The 18013-nt window shown below is 56.9% G+C and carries 10 protein-coding genes; all 10 read left to right on the top strand.

All coding sequences use genetic code 11. From position 1 onward, the window contains the following. Positions 1-71 precede the first annotated feature (71 nt). Positions 72-4202 carry an S-layer homology domain-containing protein gene (locus PAE68_RS16040; protein WP_281888565.1) on the top strand — a complete coding sequence of 1377 codons (4131 nt, stop codon included), beginning with the start codon at positions 72-74 and terminating at the stop codon, positions 4200-4202. An 18-nt stretch (positions 4203-4220) separates the two neighbouring features. Beyond that, entirely contained in the window at positions 4221-6938 is a 2718-nt protein-coding gene (locus PAE68_RS16035) for a thermonuclease family protein (protein WP_281888564.1), read from the top strand. A 263-nt stretch (positions 6939-7201) separates the two neighbouring features. Beyond that, a complete protein-coding gene (locus PAE68_RS16030) occupies positions 7202-8140 on the top strand; it encodes a proline dehydrogenase (protein WP_281888562.1) in 939 nt (312 codons plus the stop codon). Between the two features lie 2 nt (positions 8141-8142). Further along, positions 8143-9699, top strand: a complete 1557-nt coding sequence (gene pruA / locus PAE68_RS16025) for an L-glutamate gamma-semialdehyde dehydrogenase (RefSeq protein WP_281888560.1) — start codon at positions 8143-8145, stop codon at positions 9697-9699. Positions 9700-10496: 797 nt separating this feature from the next. Continuing rightward, positions 10497-11792: an ABC transporter substrate-binding protein gene (locus PAE68_RS16020; RefSeq protein ID WP_281888558.1), complete on the top strand. Its 1296-nt coding sequence runs from the start codon at positions 10497-10499 to the stop codon at positions 11790-11792. A 59-nt stretch (positions 11793-11851) separates the two neighbouring features. After that, positions 11852-12718 (top strand): carbohydrate ABC transporter permease, encoded by an 867-nt coding sequence (locus PAE68_RS16015; protein WP_281888556.1) that lies wholly within the window; start codon positions 11852-11854, stop codon positions 12716-12718. A 28-nt stretch (positions 12719-12746) separates the two neighbouring features. Continuing rightward, positions 12747-13586, top strand: a complete 840-nt coding sequence (locus tag PAE68_RS16010; RefSeq protein ID WP_281888554.1) for a carbohydrate ABC transporter permease — start codon at positions 12747-12749, stop codon at positions 13584-13586. Between the two features lie 94 nt (positions 13587-13680). Beyond that, on the top strand, positions 13681-14376 hold the full coding sequence (locus PAE68_RS16005; protein WP_281888552.1) for a DUF4867 family protein: 696 nt from the start codon (positions 13681-13683) through the stop codon (positions 14374-14376). A 34-nt stretch (positions 14377-14410) separates the two neighbouring features. Continuing rightward, positions 14411-16471 carry an alpha-glucosidase gene (locus tag PAE68_RS16000; RefSeq protein ID WP_281888550.1) on the top strand — a complete coding sequence of 687 codons (2061 nt, stop codon included), beginning with the start codon at positions 14411-14413 and terminating at the stop codon, positions 16469-16471. A gap of 18 nt (positions 16472-16489) precedes the next feature. Next, complete coding sequence (gene sftI, locus PAE68_RS15995) at positions 16490-17830, top strand: sulfoquinovose isomerase (RefSeq protein WP_281888548.1); 1341 nt, start codon at positions 16490-16492, stop codon at positions 17828-17830. Positions 17831-18013 lie beyond the last annotated feature (183 nt).

Here is an 18013-nt window from a genome sequence, read left to right as displayed (position 1 = left end):
CGGGAAGCGCCTCTCCTTGACGGAGAGGTCTCCCGGATGTAGACAAGCCATAACGGACACGGAGGAACCTCATGACGAATTGCAGTACTCATCGTATTTCACATACGGACAGCAAGGCTCGCACGCATTCCAGCACGAGCATGAATCGAAGCCGCATGAAGACAGTCTCTCGCAGATGGTTATGTATTGTACTCTGCCTCCAGCTAGTCCTGAGCATGCTGGGCGGCTCGATCGGGATGACGGCCTCCGCCTCGGAATCGGTCGCCAAGGAAGTGATGATCGTACGCTATCATGTCGGTCAATTCGGCACATGGTTCACGCTCGCGAACGTCACCGACCGGGATATTGATTTGTCTGGCTGGAAGGTGAATGACTATGCCTCGGCTAGTACGGTCAACCCGAAGTGGACGATTCCCGATCATACGGTCATCAAGGCGAAGTCATTGTTAATTTTTGAAAAAACAAAGGGCTCTGGTACGGCCGATGCGGCGGCACATGGCGTTCCTGTTATTCCATTGCCAGTCACATTTGGTCTGTCACGCGGGGGAGAGAGACTTGAGCTGTGGAACCTGGAGGACCAGCAGGTCGATCAGTTGGCATTCAAGGTGAATTTCGGCACACGCCCTCCATTATTCTTCGTCGAGGGCGGTCTGAATATTGATCAAGGACTCGAGCGCGTCTCGATGGTGGACACCGATACAGCCGAGGACTGGAGGAAGGAGACGGGTACGGAGGCAAGCCCTGTTGTGGCGTGGTCATGGGCTCCGCTGTCAGGCAGTCCTTCGCCGACAGCTGCACCTGTAGCAGCTAAGACGGTATTCGATAACACGAATCCATCGGCAGCGAAGGTGACAGGTCAGGCGGGTGCCGTGGAGGCAGACTCCGTCGTGAAGCTGTATAGCAGTGCGGACAAGTCTACCGTGCTTGCGACGACGAATGCGACGGCAGCGGGTGCCTTCGAGGCTACCTTCAATAATGCATCATCGCTTCAGTCGATCTACGCGTCTGCACAGGCCGGCTCTAAGCCGGAGAGCGCCTTGACAGCGCTGCAGGCGGTCGTGCTGGACAACACACCTCCGTCTATGCAGTCGGTCACGCCTCTGGATGGCTCGATGGGCGCAGCACTGGACGCAGCGGTAAAGGCTGTGTTCGATGAGCCGATTACAGCTGGACCGAAGCTCGGTGACATCGTCATCGTCGATGCAGAGAACGAGCCGATCAGCAGCGTGTCCGCGACCGTAGCTGGCCACGAGCTGGTGATCGCGCATGCAGCGCTGAAGTCGAGCAAGTCCTACACGGTGAAGGTTCCTGCAGGTGCGGTGAACGATACTGCTGGCAATGGGAACGTCGAGCCGATCCAGTGGACGTTCACGACGATTCCAGAGGTGAAGACGTCCGCTCATGTGGCGATGGAGCTGTCGAAGTCAGCGGTCAAGCCGGGCGAGACGCTCGACCTCGCGGTCATGCTCGATGATTATGCCCACGTGTACGGACTGCAATTCCAGGTGAAGTACGATCCGTCGAAGCTGCGCGTCGTCGGTTCGATGGAGCCGGGCGATGTATGGAACGATCATGAGCAAGCCACCTTCGTTCGTACAGTGGACGAGACGGCAGGACTCATCACCTTCGGCGGTACGCTCGTCGGTGAAGCTGCAGGCATGAGCGGTGACACGCCGATGTCAGCAGCGAAGCTAACGCTGGAGGCAATCGGCTCAGCGGGAACGACCTCGCTCACCTTCCCGACAGGAAGTGTGAAGGCGGCAGCTCATCCGAGCACAGGCGCCATCGAGATCGTACCGACGGTAGCAGGCTCGGTCATGGTTGAGATCGAGGAGGCTGCACCTGTAGAGAAGGCTCGCATCGAGCTTGCTGCGGACGAGGCTGTAGTATCCATCGGTCAACCGTTCACCGTATCCGTCAACGTGTATCAATACACGAATCTGTACGGTGCACAGCTGCGACTGAGCTACGATGCAGCCAAGCTGATGCTACAGGATGACGACCTGACGAGGTCTGGTATTCAGGTGAAGGCAGGCACCTTGTTCAACGGTCGTGATACGATCGAGCTGGTGAATGAAGGCGGCGAAGGTCAAGTCGTATTCGCCTCTACGCTTCAAGGCAGTGGATCAGGTGTCACAGGTCATGGACCGAGCTCGATCGTCGAGCTGACGTTCATACCGACGGAAGCGTCAGATGAAGTCGAGCTGGCGCTCGTTCCAGGCGATCTCCTGCTGGCAGGCTATCCGCAAGGCTCGCCTGCACAGTGGCAGCTGCCCTATGAGCTGGCAGGCAATCCGTTAACGGTTCGCATACAAGCGGGTTCTACCGACGATCGGATCGCGCCGGAGTGGCCGGAGGGAAGCGAGCTGAGCGCGGAGGATGTCACAGCTACGAGTGTGAAGCTGAGCTGGCCTGTTGCTCAAGATAACGTAGCGGTTACGGGTTATCGACTGCTTCGCGATGGACAGACGGTGACTAGCGTGACATACGATGTATACAGCTATGTGGTGGACAGCTTGACAGCGGACACGACGTATCAGTTCGAGCTGGAAGCGCTGGATGCCGCAGGCAACGTTAGTCCGAAGCTTAGCGTCGTCGTGAAGACGACAGCGGAAGCCGACACGCAAGCTCCGACATGGCCGCAAGGCGCGAAGCTGGAGGCTGATTCGATCGGTCAGACGAGCGCACGTCTGAAGTGGACGCAAGCGACCGATAACGTCGCCGTCGCAGGGTACCGGATCGAGCGTGGCAACGTAGTTGTGGCGACGGTTACGGATGTCGTCTACAACGTTACAGGACTATGGGCGAATACGTCCTATAGCTACAAGGTGACTGCCTTCGATGCAGCTGGTCATACAAGCGCGCCGTTGACTGTTCAGTTCACGACGCAGGATGATGACAGCGGATCGGGCGGCACAGGCGGTGGATCAGGTGGCTGCTGCGCAGTCGAGCCGGAGAAGCCGGAAGCTAGCTGGAGCAAGGATGGACAAGCCGTATCCTTGAACGATAGCGCGATCAAGATCGTCACCGAGGCGGGCCAAGCGACGGTCACGGTTGATGAGAAGGCGCTGGAGGAAGCGATCAAGCAGCTGGAGGGCGCAGGTCAGCAGCTGATCGTGTCTGCGGCTTCGACAGAGCCGAAGGTGCAGTTCGAGCTGCCAGCTGACTTGCTCGCACAAGCGGTGGAGCAATCGCCGAAGGCTGTGCTTGTACTGAAGTCCGGCGATGTCAGCTACGAGCTGCCAATGAGTGTCATCGGCTTCAAGCAGCTTGCCTCCGAGCTGAAGGCGGAGCTTGGCGACTTGACGCTGCGCTTCACTGTAACGAAGCCGGCAGGTGCAGCGCTTGAGCAGCTGAAGGCAGGTATGGACGGTGAGATGACGCTGCTGAAGGCGGCGGAGTTCACATTAACGCTGGAAGGTGCAGGAAGCTCCAAGACGGTGAGCAGCTTCAACGGAACGATGGTAACGCGCAAGTTCCAGCTTGACGCGAATGTCAACGTCAATGAATTGACCGGTGTTCGGTTCGACGGCGGCAAGCCGGTATTCGTGCCGACGCTGTTCACCAAGGTCGGTAACCTAGTCGTCGCCCATGTAAAGAGCGCCACGAACAGCATGTATGGCGTTGTGCAGCATAAGCAATCGTTCCCGGATCTCGCCTCGCACTGGTCGAAGGCTGATGTGGAATGGCTCGCCTCCAAGCTGATCGTTCAAGGCATGTCTGAGAGCAGCTTCCAGCCGGATGCGGACATTACCCGGGCTGAGTTCGCAGCCTTGCTCGTGCGCGCACTCGCGCTGCCTGCAGCAAGCAGCGGCAAGACGTTCACCGACGTCGCGTCCGGAGAGTGGTATTCCAGCGTTGTGAATACAGCTTCTCAGGCCGGTCTGATTGAAGGCTTCGAGGATGGCAGCTTCCAGCCACAAGCGAAAATTACACGCGAGCAAATGGCCGTCATGATCGCTAGAGCACTGAAGCATGCCGGTAAGCAAGCCGATTCGACCTCGTCGACTATGGAACGGTTCAGCGACCAGTCGAAGGTCAGCGTATGGGCGAAGACAGCGATGAGCCAGACGCTGAACGCTCAAATTATGAACGGCATGACCGACACGGCGCTCGAGCCGTCCCTCAATGCAACCCGTGCGCAAGCGACCGTCATGCTGAAGCGATTGCTGCTGCATGTCGGCTATATGAACGCTAACTAACCGGAGGTACGATAAGCGATGACACAACGTAATAAGAGATGGCGCCGTAAGGCGGTAGGTCTTGCAGTTAAATCAGCGCTCAGTCTGAGCGTATTATTCTCGAGCATGGCAGGCACAGCGTGGGCGGAGGCGGATCACTCCGCCCCGCTCTCCAGCGGCTTCGAACCAACAGCCATTGAGACGGCTTCCGTCAGCTCCTACAAGACAATTGCTGAAGCACGCCAGCAGAAGACAGGCAGCGTAACCGTTAGAGGCGAAGTCGTTGCTGTCTATCCGAAGTCCAATGCCTACATTCATGACGGAACGGCAGGCTTGCGCATCTATGGTAACGAGGGAGCGGGACTGACGCTTAACTCCGAGATCGAGATTACGGGCACTCTGGTCGATTACAACGGCGATCTGGAGCTGAAGTATCCGTTCACGATTAACACATTGAGCGGCAACACGTACACGCCTCCGGCACCGCTTGAAGTATCTGTGAGCCAAGTCGGCACAGCGAATCAGGGGCAGCTAGTTAAGGTCAAGAACGTCTGGATCACAGGCAATTACAACAGCGGTGACGGCGGCGTGAATGTGACCGACGGCACAGGCAGTCTCGTCGTCTATGCGCTCGACCAGCCAGCGCTGAAGAGCTATCTGCAAGGCTTGCCGACCGGTGAGAGCAACAAGTTCGATATTGTCGGCGCAAGCTCGGTATTCCGCAGCACCGTTCAGATGTTCCCACGGGGGCAATCGGACATCATGCCTGCTGGCACTACGGGAGAGCAATATACTCCAGCTCCGAATGCTGCCTTCCTGACCTTCAGCAATGAGAATCCGGCTGCTGCCAAGCTGACCGGTCTTGCTGGGGCAGCTGCTGCGAGCAGCACGGTCAACATCTACACCAGCATGACGAAGGATAACAAGCTGGGTACAGTGCAGGCCGATGCAGCAGGAGCGTTCTCCTACACGTTCAATAACAGTGCAACGAAATATTCGTCCCTGTATGTGACGGCGAAGCAGCAGGACAAGCTGGAGAGCGGCGCCGTGTCCGTCATGGCGGTGACACCGGGCGAAGAATGGTACGAGGCGACAGTGACGCACATTACAGACGGTGATACGTTCAACATCTCTCCTGCGCTGCAGATCAACGGTCAATCCGTAAGCATTGTGCGGATGCTGTCGATCGACACGCCGGAGGTTGCGCAGGCGCCGCATGGCGATATGGCGACGGGCGTGCTGAAGAGTCTGATCTCCACAGGTTCGCAGGTGAAGCTGCGCCTCGATCATACGAAGGTAGACGTGTATGGCCGTCTGTTGGCTCACGTATTCCGCAAGAGCGACAATCTTGATGTGAACAAGGAAATGCTGAGACAGGGCGCAGCGATTAACTACTACATCTACCCGAACATGATGTACTTCGAGGAATACGGTGCTGCAGCGAGACAGGCGGCTACGGAGGGCAAGGGCATCTGGAATCCGTCGAATCCGTTGCAGAAGCTGCCGTATGAGTATCGTGCGGCCGGATGTCCGGAGCGTTACGTTGCAGACTATCGCACGAAGAAATATGTGGTGCCGAAGCGCTACACCGAGATTCCATTCGAGCACCGTGTGTTCTTCGGCTATGACAAGCAAGAGGCGAAGGCGGCGGGCTATACTCCGCTGGACCCAGCTGACCCGAGTCATAACCCGGCGACCGATTGCTCGACCGGCCAGCTGAAGACGATTGCGGACGTTCGCTCGAACTGGAACACGAACGATACGTATCAGGTGATCGCGGAAGTGACGGCGGTGCATGCACCGGATCATGCGTTCGTGCAGGATGGAACAGGCGGTATTCATCTGTATGGCAAAGTTCCGGACAGCCTCGCTGTCGGTCAAGAGGTGCGGGTCGATGGAAGCGTGCAGGAGTTCTACGGCGATCTGGAGTTCAAAAATGCGCGTATCGAGGTGCTGCAGCAAGACCAGATTCCGACGCCTCAGCCGATGCTCCGCAAGCTGAATCAGATCGACGAATCGACCGAAGGGTCGCTAGTCGAAGTGAGAGACGTATGGATTACAGGTAATTATTCCGGCGGCAACGGCGGCGTGAATATGACCGACAGCACGGGCGCAACGGTTGTCTTGTATTCGCCGACGAAGGGCGGTCCGTTCTTGTCGGCGCTCCACGCGCTGCCGAAGGGACAGGCACACAAGTTCAATGTAATCGGCAACGGCTCCGTGTGGAGCAGTACGCGCGAGATCTATCCACGCTCGCTGGCCGACATCGTCCCTGCTGGTCAGCAGAGCACGAAGGGGACGATTACAGGCACGGTGAAGGCGCAGGGCCGTGCTTCGCATGATGTGATCGATCTCGTAGCTGTTCATACGGCAACGGGCAGCGAGAAGAAGGCACAGGTGGCCGCGAACGGCTCCTTCACCTTGACCGAGCTCGAGGCTGGCACGTACACGCTTCGCGCTACGCTGAAGCATTATGTGACGGTGCAGATGACGGTACAGGTAGCTGCGGGTCAGACGGTACAAGCGGGCAACGTCTCCGCTTATGCGAACGGCGGCACGCAGGATGGCATGATGCGAGCGGGCAACACGTACGGCGGTGACCAGCAGATCAACATCTATGACGCGGTCATCGTAGGCGCGAACATGAATGTGACGTCGACTGCAGCTTTGTCTGCTGCTGATGTGAACGGGGACGGCTTCGTCAACATGGTCGACCTTGATCTGGTGAAGAGCAACTTCATGTACATGAATCCATAGTTGAAGGAGATTTGTCCTGTCTGCGACTTGCACGCGGGCAGGGCAGGCTCCTGCAGGAGAAGGGCTATTCGAGCATGCCGCGTAAGGCGGATGACGAATAGTCCTTCTTCGTGCTACGTATGCTGTGATGTGCTGTAAGCATCGATAGAGCGCATTTTCATCAGTATGCATATTGGATAATGGTACCTCAGTTGAATTGTGTACAAAATTCAGAATTTATCGTATATTGAAGGCAAGGACGATTCAACCAGGGGGCGGTCAACATGGAGAAGCTGCTAAGACATCTGTTCCAGACGCTCGGGAGGAGCCAAGCCGCGAATAGATTGGCGAAGCGCTACGGTCTTCGTCTTGGCGCAGGTCGATTCGTGGCGGGCGAGACGCTGAAGCAGTCGATCGAGGCTGTGCGCAGGCTGAATGAGCGCGGCCTCATCGCTACGGTCGATCATCTCGGCGAGTTCGTGTCGACCGAGGAGGAGGCGAGGCTGTCGGCCGAGATGTGTCTGCACACGCTGGATGCGATCGACAAGGCGGGCGTGCAATCGAACCTGTCGCTCAAGCTGACGTCGCTCGGCCTTGATCTGAACCGTGAGCTGTGCAAGCAGAGCATGAAGCTTATTGTGGAGCGGGCGAAGAGCTACGGTAATTTTGTCCGTATCGATATGGAGGATTATGTGCACTGTCAGCCGACGCTGGACCTGTACCGGGAGCTGCGCGAGCAGTATGATAACGTCGGCGTCGTCGTGCAGGCGTACTTGTACCGGACGGAGGAGGATGTGCGCAGCTTGAGCGAGCTTCAGGCGAATCTGCGGCTCGTGAAGGGAGCGTATAAGGAGTCGCCGGACGTTGCATTTTCCGATAAGCGCGATGTCGACGATAATTTCAAGCGGCTTATTCGTCTGCAGCTGGAGGGCGGCGGATATGCGGCGATCGCGACGCACGATGAACAGATTGTCGCGTATGCGAAGGAAGCGGTGAAGGAGCTCGCAATTCCGAACGGGCGGTTCGAATTCCAGATGCTGTACGGCATAGCCGAGGAGCTGCAGTCGCGTCTCGTTGATGAGGGGTACCGGGTGCGGGTATACGTGCCGTTCGGCGTCGATTGGTTCGGCTATTTCATGCGGAGGCTGGCGGAGCGTCCCGCGAATGTGTGGTTCGTCCTGAAGCATATGATGAGAACAACGAGACCGGGAAAGGGGAGCTGACGATGAGCGTACCGGAGTTTCGCAATGAGCCGTTCACGGACTTCACTGTTGAGTCGAATAAGGAAGCGATGCGGGCGGCGATCTTGAAGGTCAGAGGAGAGCTCGGGAAGCATTATCCGCTTCATATCGGTGCCGATCGAGTCATGACGGAGTCGAAGCTGACGTCGATCAATCCGGGTAAGACCGATGAGGTGATCGGCTATGTGAGCAAGGCGGATCAAGCGCTGGCGGAGACGGCGATGCAGACGGCGTGGCGTATGTTCGAGACATGGAAGCACGTTCCAGCTCGCGAGCGCGCTGCATATTTGTTCAAGGCGGCAGCGCTCATGCGCGAGCGCAAGCATGAATTTTCCGCATGGATGGTGCTGGAGGCCGGGAAGAACTATGCGGAGGCGGATGCCGATACGGCGGAGGCGATCGATTTCCTTGAATTCTATGGGCGAGAAATGATTAGGCTAAGCGAGATTCATCTGACGCAGCCGCTCGTGCGCATACCGGGAGAGGATAATCGTCTCAGCTACATTCCGCTCGGCGTCGGGGTCATTATTCCGCCGTGGAACTTCCCGCTGGCGATCTGCGTCGGGATGACGACGGCGGCGATCGTATCGGGCAATACGGTGCTACTGAAGCCGGCCTCGACGACGCCGGTTATTGCGTACCGATTCGTGGAGCTGATGGAGGAGGTCGGTCTGCCACCGGGCGTCATCAACTTCGTACCGGGCAGCGGGGCGGAGATCGGTGATTACTTGACCGCGCATCCGAGGACGCGCTTCATCTGCTTCACCGGCTCGAAGGAGGTCGGCCTGCACATCAATCGTCTGGCGGCAGAGACGGCGCCGGGACAGCTCTGGATCAAGCGCGTCATCGCCGAGATGGGCGGCAAGGACGGCATCGTCGTCGACGAGACGGCGGATCTGGACGCTGCGGCGCAAGGCATCGTCGCCTCGGCGTTCGGCTTCCAGGGACAGAAGTGCTCGGCAGGCTCGCGGGCTATTATCGTGGAGTCGGTGTACGACGAGGTGGTCGCCAAGGTCGAGGCGCTGACGCAGCAGCTCGTGGTCGGGCTCCCCGAGCATAATGATGCGGTCGGTCCGGTCATTGACAAGACGTCCTATGAGCGTATTTTACGTTATATTGAGCTAGGCAAGCGCGAGGGTCGTCTGCTGGCGGGCGGCGCATCTGCGGGTGGAGACGGCTACTACATTCAGCCTACCGTCTTCGCAGATGTCGCTGGCAAGGCGGTGCTGATGCAGGAGGAAATATTCGGGCCAGTGCTCGCGATCGCGAAGGCCCGCGACTGGGAGCATGCGATTGCGATGTACAACGATACAGAGTTCGGGCTGACGGGCGCGTTCTATTCAAGGAATGAGGAGCGCATCGCATGTGCGCTTGAGACGATGCACTGCGGCAACCTGTACGTGAACCGGAAGTGCACGGGCGCTCTCGTTGGGGTGCATCCGTTCGGCGGGTTCAACATGTCAGGTACCGACTCGAAGGCAGGCGGTTACGATTATTTGCTGCTGTTCACACAGGCGAAGCTGACGTCGCGGAAGGTGTAGGTTGTCTGGGGGGAGTGACACGAGGCAGAGCTATAGTGGTGAGAATAAGCTGAAGTACATTTCGTACGTGTCAGGATATGCTAGTATGGGAGTACGGGTCATGCTAGGGGACGCTAATGTGAATTTTGACAAATATAGAACCCACTCGAAGGCGGCTTTGCCTCGGGTGGGTTTTTACGTGCGGCGTGGAAACGTGAATACGGGTAGGAGCTGCCGCCGTGGCTGTTAAGGAACGTTTCGTACCTTAACGGAAGGCGCGGCGATGCGTAATAGCCGCCGCAGAGGCTCATAAGGAACGTTTCGTACCTTAACGGAAGGCGCATCGATGAGCGAGAGCCGCCGCAGAGGCTCATAAGGTACGTTTCGTACCTTAACGGCAGGCGCAGCGATGCGTAATAGCCGCCCTAGCGCGGTCGCGTGGAAGGGGCGCCACCACTGCTGATTAAGCGTGTTTTGAGCTATCCGTCAGCGCGTTCACAAGTCATAACCGTCGCCAGTGCGACTCGGAAGCGCCTAACGGATATGCAGCTTTATCAATATTTACAATAATAAGGAATTTGAAACGATTCAACCGGGAATGATAGTGACGTTACGAAAATAAAGAGATGATTCGTATCAAAAGGGTATTGCAAACGGATACAAAGGTAGCTATAATACAACTAAAGGTCATGATGAATGCGCTTCACAACATCGTAACAACAAATTCATTCATCATGATGTTTACTTAGACTAGGTGACTTACCCGCACATGGTAGCGGGAGAGGCCGTCCATCAAAAACGTATAGAGGGGTGCAGTTATGATTAAATTTGTGAAGCCCGCAGCTCTGTTTATGTCCATCGCTATGCTTACAGCCGCATGCGGCGGAGGCGGTACCGCGCCTGGCGGTACAAGCAGCACGGGGAGCGATAACAAAGCTCAGGAGACGCCGAAGGAAGACAAGAAGGTGACGATCAGCTTCATTCACTGGCGCGGCGAGGATACGAAGGTGTTCGACGAAATTATTGCGGACTTCACGAAGAAGCACCCGAATATCGGCGTCGAGATGAGCGTCTTCCCTTCCGAGCAATATTTGGCTAACGCGCAGGCGAAGCTGATCGACGGCAAGGTTGGCGATGTGTTCGCATCATTCCCGGGTGCGCAGTTCAATACGCTGCATAAGGCAGGGCTGTATGAGGATCTGTCAGGTGCGTCGTTCAAGGGCAACTTCAGCGACAACCTGATCAAGGCGGCGAGCAAGGATGGCAAGCAGTACGCTTTCCCGTATCAGCTCGTCTACAACCAGCCTATCTATAACAAGGCGGTGTTCGAGAAGCTGGGCCTGAAGCCTGCAGAGGACTGGGATGGGTTCCTCGCGCTATGCGAGCAGCTGAAGAAGAACGGCTATACACCGATCGCGTTCCCAGGCGCCGATATTGGTCCCGGACAATTCGTGAACACGATGATGATGAACAATAACACGGACGAGGACATCTGGAACAAGGTCGAGACCGGTCAAGCGAAGCTGACGGATGAATGGTTCGTGAAGACGCTGTCCCAGTTCAAGGAGCTGAATGACAAGGGCTACTTCCAGGCGAACTCGATCGGCACAAGCAAGGACATCGCAGGCTCCTTGTTCGCACAGGAGAAAGCGGCTATGCTGGCAACCGGCTCATACATGATGGCGACGAACAAGCAGCAGAACCCGAACCTGTCACAGGGGCTGCTCGCGCCGATTACGGTATCCAAGGATAAAGCTGTCTTCCAAGGCGTGCACACGACGACGTTCATGCTTGGCGTGAACGCAAGATCGAGCAAGAAGGATGCAGCGAAGACGTTCCTCGCATACTTGAGCGAGAAGGAGGTTGCAGAGAAATATGCGAATGCAACCGGCCAGCTCGTGACAGTCAAGGACGTGAAGTACAAGACGCCGGAGCTTGAGGAATCCGCCAAGTGGGCTGACAAGAAGACACGCTTCCAGCCGCGCTACCTGATCAGCGTAGCGGCGATTGAGAAGGCGGTCACAGCCTCGATCCAGAATGTCATCAACGGCTTGGCGCCGAAGGAAGCAGCCGCTCAAGCGCAGCAGATCGTCGACCAGAACCTGAAGAAGTAGCAACATGAAGAGGGGGAGCGAGCTCTCCCCCTCCATTTTTTAGAGTCGGAGGTAAGCCGATGAAGCACGGAAAATCGCTATATTTATTCGTTGTGCCGGGACTGCTCATCTACACGCTGTTCTTCGTCTTCCCGACGCTGAACGGTCTTGTCCTATCCTTCACGGAATGGGACGGATTTTCGGAGAAGACCTGGGTCGGCCTGCACAATTACGAGAAGATGCTGTTCGGTGACGTTATCTTTATGAAGGCGCTGACGAACAACCTGAAGTTCATGCTATGCGTCGTCGTCTTCCAGACGTTGTTCTCGCTCATATTCGCCATTATGGTCGCCAGAAATTCGAAGGCGAACATCTTCTACCGCGCCGTCTATTTCTTCCCGACGATTATCTCGTCGATCGCGGTAGCGTTCATCTGGAGCTTCATGTTCAACCCGAATGTCGGGGTCATCAACAGTGTGCTGTCGCGTATTGGTATGGATATGCTGTCGCAAAACTGGCTCGGCGATCCGAAGCTCGCCATGTACTCCATCGCCTTTGTTCAGGTGTGGGCGCATACGGGCCAGATGATCGTCATCTTCGTCGCTGGCATTCAGTCGATCCCAGAGGAGCTGTACGAGGCGGTATACCTCGATGGTGCAACCAAGTGGCAGGCATTCCTGAACGTCACGTGGCCGATGGTCGCTCCTGCCGCGACAATAGTCGTCGCCTATACGACGATCCAATCGTTCAAGGCGTTCGATCTGATCTTCGCGCTTACAGGCGGCGGACCGGCGTATTCGACCGAAATTTTGTCCACGTATATATACCACACGGCATTCCAGGGCTCGGAGTTCGGCTATGCGGCTGCCCAATCGATGGGCTTCATGGTCATCATCGCTGTCATTACACTCGGACAGTTCAAGCTGCTGCGCAACCGCGCCGTATAAGGTGAAGGAAAGGAAGGGAGGAACGAGCATGAATCAACTGAACAAGGAATCGGCTGCGGCCAGCGCGCTGAAAAAGCTGATCTTGACTCTATACGGTCTACTCGTGCTGGTGCCGGTGTCGATTGTCGTGCTGGCATCGTTCAAGGAGATGACCGAGCTGTTCAAGGACCCGCTCGGCTGGCCGGAGCAGTTCACGCTTAACAATTACATGCACATGTTCAAGGAGCAGGCGCTTGGACAATATTTTATGAACAGTGTATTCGTCACGCTCTCTACGATCTTCTGTATCCTGTTCTTCTCCAGTCTGCTCGCTTATGCGATCTACCGGTTCTCCGGGTGGAAAGGGACGGCGCTGTACGGCTTGTTCGCCGCCGGAATGATGGTGCCGCCGCAGGTGAATATGATTCCGATCTATTCGCTCGTCGCGGATCTGAACCTGACGAATACGCTGAGCGGACTCATCGCGGTGTCGATTGCGATCTTCATGCCGGTCGCTGTCTTTATCCTCGCGGGCTTCATGAAGTCGATGCCGAAGGAGATGATCGAGGCGGCCTCGATCGATGGAGCGAATGAATGGCAGACGTATGGCCGAATTGTATTGCCGTTGTCGATGCCTTCGATCTCCGCGTCCGCGATCTTCCTCTCCGTGATGATCTGGAACGATCTGTTGTTCCCGCTGCTGCTCATCAATTCGAGCGATAAGAAGACGCTGCCGCTGGCGCTACTCCAATTCCAGGGTGAGTTCATGACGAACTTCCCGATGATATTCGCAGGTGTCATTATTGCTTCCGCACCAATGGTCATCGCTTATGTGCTGCTGCAGCGCTACTTCGTGGAAGGGGTAACAGCAGGCTCGGTGAAGGGGTAGGTTACGGATGATTCGAATTGAACGGATCTAATGGATCGAACGAAACGTTCGGCTCATATGGATCGTGAGGATATGGAACAGGGGGGAACGTACGATGATGATCGGCATGCAGGAGCGGTTGCAGGAGCTGCGGGAGCTGAATAAGGAGCTTAAGCTGTATTCCATACACGATGAGGCCTTCGCGCCATATGGGAAAGTGCTGGACGGCTACGATTGGTCGGGCTTGCTCGAGGCTCTCGACCAGACAGCGATTCCCGAGGACGGCAATGTGTATGTGGGCTCGGCGCCCGAGCTGGAGTCGTTCCGGCTGAAGGAGGAGCTGGCCGCGGGAGTATACGGCGGAATGGATGTTCAGATCGGCTATTGCAATGGCCGCAATTCGACGCTGAACGGACTGGAATACCACAAGTGCAGCGAGATTAACGTCGGGGCGACGGATCTGGTGCTGCTGCTGGGGAAGGTGCAGTCGATCCGCTCGAATACGTTCGAGGCGGCGAAGGTGGAGGGCTTCTACATTCCGCGCGGCACGGCGGTCGAGCTGTATGCGACGACGCTGCATTTTGCCCCGTGTAAGGTGGATGCTGGAGGCTTCAAGTGTGCGGTGGTGTTGCTTCGGGGAACGAATGAGCCGCTTCCGGCCGAGGTGAGCCGGACGACTGAGGAGGACCAGCTGCTGTTCATGCGCAACAAGTGGCTGCTGGCCCATCCCGAGCGGAAGCTGCTGATGGATAGAGGGGCGTATCCGGGCATCGACGGACCGAATATAGAGGTTCGCTATCCGGGCGTCTAGCCTCGGAATCTGTTATTGAAGGGGGAACTATCTAATGAATGAGCCGATGACCGTCAGCGACGACCTGCTGTGCGTACGTCATATGAATGATGGGTTTGAAGTGTATCATCAAGGACTGCTCGTGTTCAAGCACACCGAGGACAGCCCGATGCTATATGTAGGACGCGGTGAAGAGACGATTGATATGTACCGCGGCAACTTCGATATTCGCGATTATGTGGTGGAGCGGACGCCGCTCAGGTATGCCGAGCTGGAGCAAAAGGGCGGCGTCTGTACGGCACGCTTGTCGAGCTCTCGCGGGGGGGAGTCGCTCGTGGAGCTCGTCTTCAAGACGGCGGAGGGCCGTCTCGAGGTGGAGTTCGTGAGGAGCGAGCCGTGGATGAACCGGGTATGGCTGCGCGTCCACGCCGAGCCTAGCGAGTACGTGTACGGCTGCGGTGAGCAGATGTCGCATTTCAATATGCGCGGCAAGCACTTCCCGCTCTGGACGTCGGAGCCCGGTGTCGGTCGCAACAAGAGCACCTACGTGACGTGGCAGGCTGATGTGCTGGATAAGGCGGGCGGCGACTATTATACGACGAACTATCCGCAGCCGACCTACATATCGAGCCGCAAGTATGTGTGTCATGTCGAGACGACGGCCTATGCCGATTTCGACTTCCGCAGCAGCGCGTACCATGAGCTGCAGGTGTGGGAGGTGCCGAAGGCTGTTACGATCGAGGCTGCGCCGTCGTTCCTCGAGCTGGCGGAGCGGGTGTCGGCGATGTTCGGACGTCAGCCGGAGCTGCCGGAGTGGACGTACAACGGCATCTGGCTCGGTATTCAGGGCGGGACCGAGGTCGTGGAGCAGAAGCTCGAGCGCGTGCTGGCGAAGGGACTGAAGGTCGGCGGTGTATGGTGCCAGGACTGGCAGGGTAAGCGCATTACGTCGTTCGGCAAGCGGCTCATGTGGAATTGGCGCTGGAACCCGCAGGAATACCCGGAGCTCGATCGCAAGCTCCACGAATGGAAGGAGCAAGGCATCCGCTTCCTCGGCTACATCAACCCTTATGTGGCGGTGGAGGGCGACCTGTTCAAGACGGCGAGCGAGCATCACTATTTGGCTTTGAACGAGCAGGGTGACGTATATTTGGTTGACTTCGGCGAGTTCGATTGCGGCGTCGTTGACTTCACGAATCCCGAGGCGTTCGCTTGGTATAAGAGCGTAATACGAGACAACATGATTGACTTCGGCCTCGACGGGTGGATGGCGGACTTCGGCGAATATTTGCCAACGGATGTTGTCCTGCACAACGGTGTCAGTGCGAAGATGATGCACAACGCATGGCCGGTCATCTGGGCGCAGGTCAATTACGAGGCGGTCCGCGAGGCTGGCAAGCTGGGTGAGATCGTGTACTTCATGCGGGCGGGCTACTCGGGTATCCAGCAATACTGCACGCTGCTGTGGGCTGGCGATCAGAGCGTCGATTGGACGCTGGATGATGGTCTTGCCTCGGTTATTCCGGCGGCGCTGTCATCGGGAATCGTTGGCAATGGTCTGCACCACAGTGACATCGGCGGCTATACGAGCTTGCACGGTAACAAGCGGACGAAGGAGCTGTTCATGCGGTGGGCGGAGATGGCGGCGTTCACACCAGTCATGCGCACACATGAAGGGAATCGTCCTTATGATTGCTGGCAGTTCGACAGCGATGATGAGACGCTGGAGCATCTCGTGCGCATGACCGACGTCTATGTGAAGCTTGCACCGTACACGAAGCAGCTCGTGAAGGTGAATGCAGAGAGCGGCATTCCGCTGCAGCGCCCGCTGTTCATGCATTATGAGAGCGATGAGATAAGCTACACGCTGCAGTACCAATATATGTACGGCTCGGAGCTGCTCGTCGCCCCGGTGTACGTGCCGGAGCAGACGGAGTGGGAGGTCTACTTGCCGCAGGATGAGTGGGTTCACCTGTGGAGCGGGACGGTCTACACGGGCGGAGAGACGGTTAAGGTCGCGGCACCGCTTGGCGAGCCGCCGGTGTTCTACCGCAAGGACTCGGCTTATGCGCAGCTGTTCCGTGAGATCGCTGGGCTTGATAATCGTTTCCAATGAGATCAGGGGGATAATTCCATGTTAGATACATCGGTATTGTATGTGCCGATCGGACGCAAGACGTTCGATATGGCCGCGGCGGCGGAGGTGCGTCTTGCTTCGTCAGCTATGCTGAAGGAGCAGGTCAACCGTCTGTATGAGCCGGAAGCGATTATAACGTCGGTGGAGGAGCTGACGGTCTTCCTAGAGTCGGTCAAGGATGTAGCGTTCGATACAGTGCTGTATCAGAGTGTGACGTTCGCTGACGGTGAATTCGTACTGAAGGCGCTGGAATATGTCAATACGCCTTATGTCGTCTGGTCGGTACGGGAGCCGAGCGTAGGCGGAAGGCTGCGCCTGAACTCGCTCACTGGCGGCAACAGCACGTCCCACGTGCTGAAGTACCGCAAGCATCCGTATTCCTTCGTCTTCGGCAATGCAACGGAAGCTGCTCTGCAGCAGAAGCTTGTACGCCAGCTGCAGGTGAATCGGGTCATCTCGCGATTGAAGCAGCTGACGATTGGCGTAATCGGCGAGCATCCGCCAGGCTTCTTCTTCTCCGATGCCGATGAGTCGTTATTGAAGCAGTCGCTAGGCGTCACCATTCATAAGCTGGACCTGCACAAGGCGTTCGCGGAATGTGTGGATATTGAGGAGAGCCGCTGGGTGCAGGCGGTGGAGCGTGCGGAGCGTCAAGTGGTCGGATTGAATCGGTCGGATGAGACGGTACGTAAGTTCGCGCAATTTTATACCTATGTCAAGGATTATATTGAAGGGAACGGTATACAAGCGATAGCGGTGCGCTGCTGGCCGGATTTCTTCGTGGAGCTGGGCGCGGCGGCTTGCTCGACCTTGTCCCAATTCACGGAGGACGGCGTCATGTCCTCGTGCGAGTCTGATATTCACGGGTCGATCTCGATGTTCATACTGAACCAGCTGAGCGGAGGCGAAGCGCCTTATCTTGGCGATCTGGTCCACATCGACGAATCGCGCAACTCGGCGGTGTTCTGGCATTGCGGCGCAGGCGCTTACTCCCTCGCACATCCGTCGACCGGAGCCCGGGCAGGTGTACACCCGAATCGGAAAATGGGCTTCGCCATGGACTTCGGCCTCAAGCCGGGCGGCGTGACGATCTTCCGTCTCAGCTACATCGAAGGCGAGTATAGACTGCTCGTCATGCGCGGAGAGGCGCTGGATGCGCCGCAAGCGTTCCACGGCACGTCGGTTGAGGTTCGTCTGAACGCCGATGTCAGCCAGACGCTAGGCAGCCTCATGCTGGACGGCTTCGAGCCTCATTACGCGATCGTCTATGCGGATGTTGCGGACAGCCTGATCGAGCTGGGACGTCAGCTAGGCTTAACGACGATCGTGTACGATTAATGTAAAAAAATAACAAGCTCCAATAAACATGGAGCTCGTTATTTCAGGGGCAGCGAAGAAATGTCGAAGAAGACCCTCAATTTGGCATCACCAAATTCGAGGCTTGCCATAACAGTTCCGAGATGACTCGGAACCTGTTATTCCAGGGGAATACCCTCAATTTGGCTTCACCAAATTCGAGGC

It is taken from the genome of Paenibacillus sp. YYML68, assembly GCF_027923405.1.
Classification (GTDB): Bacteria; Bacillota; Bacilli; order Paenibacillales; family NBRC-103111; genus Paenibacillus_G.
This window is presented reverse-complemented; position numbering and strand designations above follow the sequence as displayed.

What these genes read in the sequence shown, in the direction of transcription:
- PAE68_RS16040 (WP_281888565.1), top strand. Translation starts at nt 72, where the DNA reads ATGACGAATTGCAGTACTCATCGTATTTCACATACGGACAGCAAGGCT.
- PAE68_RS16035 (WP_281888564.1), top strand. Translation starts at nt 4,221, where the DNA reads ATGACACAACGTAATAAGAGATGGCGCCGTAAGGCGGTAGGTCTTGCA.
- PAE68_RS16030 (WP_281888562.1), top strand. Translation starts at nt 7,202, where the DNA reads ATGGAGAAGCTGCTAAGACATCTGTTCCAGACGCTCGGGAGGAGCCAA.
- pruA (WP_281888560.1), top strand. Translation starts at nt 8,143, where the DNA reads ATGAGCGTACCGGAGTTTCGCAATGAGCCGTTCACGGACTTCACTGTT.
- PAE68_RS16020 (WP_281888558.1), top strand. Translation starts at nt 10,497, where the DNA reads ATGATTAAATTTGTGAAGCCCGCAGCTCTGTTTATGTCCATCGCTATG.
- PAE68_RS16015 (WP_281888556.1), top strand. Translation starts at nt 11,852, where the DNA reads ATGAAGCACGGAAAATCGCTATATTTATTCGTTGTGCCGGGACTGCTC.
- PAE68_RS16010 (WP_281888554.1), top strand. Translation starts at nt 12,747, where the DNA reads ATGAATCAACTGAACAAGGAATCGGCTGCGGCCAGCGCGCTGAAAAAG.
- PAE68_RS16005 (WP_281888552.1), top strand. Translation starts at nt 13,681, where the DNA reads ATGATGATCGGCATGCAGGAGCGGTTGCAGGAGCTGCGGGAGCTGAAT.
- PAE68_RS16000 (WP_281888550.1), top strand. Translation starts at nt 14,411, where the DNA reads ATGAATGAGCCGATGACCGTCAGCGACGACCTGCTGTGCGTACGTCAT.
- sftI (WP_281888548.1), top strand. Translation starts at nt 16,490, where the DNA reads ATGTTAGATACATCGGTATTGTATGTGCCGATCGGACGCAAGACGTTC.